Origin of the sequence: Sphingorhabdus sp. (genome assembly GCF_040079335.1) — a bacterium.
In the GTDB taxonomy this organism is placed as follows: Bacteria; Pseudomonadota; Alphaproteobacteria; order Sphingomonadales; family Sphingomonadaceae; genus Sphingorhabdus_B.
This window is the reverse complement of sequence record NZ_JBEBKL010000144.1, coordinates 1-1,565: the sequence shown is the minus strand read 5'-3', so window position 1 is coordinate 1,565 and position 1,565 is coordinate 1. Positions and strand designations below refer to the sequence as shown.

General features: G+C 59.4%; 1 protein-coding gene and 2 pseudogenes. 2 read left to right on the top strand and 1 reads right to left on the bottom strand.

The features are described from left to right. A pseudogene (gene hrcA, locus ABL922_RS14965) lies at positions 1-534 on the bottom strand (heat-inducible transcriptional repressor HrcA); the annotation flags it as partial. Positions 535-614: 80 nt separating this feature from the next. Between hrcA and rph the strand changes: the two are divergent. Continuing rightward, the gene (gene rph / locus ABL922_RS14960) at positions 615-1,328 is read left to right on the top strand and encodes a ribonuclease PH (RefSeq protein ID WP_349025001.1); all 714 of its coding nucleotides are present in this window, start codon (positions 615-617) and stop codon (positions 1,326-1,328) included. Between the two features lie 111 nt (positions 1,329-1,439). Continuing rightward, positions 1,440-1,565, top strand: a pseudogene (locus ABL922_RS14955) (non-canonical purine NTP pyrophosphatase); the annotation flags it as partial.

Genomic DNA, 1,565 nt, shown 5'->3' with positions numbered 1-1,565 from the left:
CAAGGCACTGTCGCTGACTGACGGAGTAATATCGACCAACCGGTTTTCGACCGAACCATCGGCCCCAACCATAATCGCCAATGCCTGTGTTGGCGACAAACGGGCAAAGCTGAACTGTTTCAGCACCGCCTCTCGCTTTGCTACCATCACCACACCTGCACAGGCCGACAAGCCCGATAGGGCCGAAGTCGCGGCAGCCAATGCGCTTTCAATCGGGCCACTGCCCTCAATCTGCGATTCGATTGCGCGGCGTTCCTCGGCGGTCGGTTCCGCCGCTTGCATCATGCCATCAACGAACAGCCGCAAGCCCTGGTCAGTCGGCATCCGCCCCGCGCTGGTGTGCCGCGAGGCCAGCAACCCCGCCTCCTCCAAATCCTGCATCACATTGCGGATCGAGGCTGGCGACAGGTTCAGCCCGCCAATTTTCGACAAAGTCCGCGATCCAACGGGCGCGCCCGATTCCAGATAGCTTTCAACGACGACCTTAAAAATCGATCGCGTGCGGTCATTCAATTCGGTGATGGGTGTGTTCACGCGTGTGACTGTTAGCGGAGAGTCCTTGCAAAGCAAGTGCATGTGGCTATGGCGGCGGCTCCCATTTTCAGGAGTTTTTTATGCGTCCTTCAGGTCGTGCGCCAGACGAAATGCGCGCTATTTCTATCGAAACCGGTTTCACCAAACATGCCGAGGGGTCGTGCCTGATCAGTTTTGGCGATACCCGCGTGCTGGTGACCGCCAGTGTCGAAGACCGGCTGCCGCCTTGGTTGCGCGGTAAAGGCGAAGGCTGGGTGACGGCGGAATATTCGATGCTGCCCCGCGCCACGCACACACGCGGCAACCGCGAAGCCGCCAAAGGCAAGCAATCGGGCCGGACGCAGGAAATTCAGCGCTTGATCGGGCGGTCATTGCGCGCTGTCGTTGATATGAAAAAGCTTGGCGAGCATCAGATCACCCTGGATTGCGATGTCTTGCAGGCCGATGGCGGCACGCGGACAGCCGCGATTTCTGGCGCATGGGTTGCGTTGCGGCTGGCGGTAAACAAGCTGATGGCCGAGGGTAAGGTCAAGGAAGACCCGATCATTGGCCGCGTTGCGGCGGTCAGCTGCGGCATTTGCGATGGCACGCCGGTGCTGGATTTGGATTATATCGAGGATAGCAGCGCCGATGCCGATGCCAATTTCGTCTTGATCGAAGGCGGGCAGATTGCCGAAGTGCAAGCCACAGCCGAAGGCGCGACCTATGACGAGGAAGCGTTGCTGCGGTTGCTGCGCCTGTCGCGCATGGGTTGCGACCGGATTTTTGCTGCACAAGCCGATGCGGTGAAGTGATAGTCTATAACCGTTAGTGCTGAGCCTGTCGAGCCGAAGGCCACCGAAGGTGAACCACGTTTTGCCGAGAAGCGCCCTTCGACAGGCTCAGGGCTACGGTGAAAGGGAATTATGACACACCGCAAACTCCTCCCCGGCAAACTCGTGATCGCCAGCCACAACGCAGGCAAGGTCCGCGAAATCCGGGCCTTGCTGGAACCGTTCGGCATAGACCCTGTCTCCGCTGGCGATCTTGGC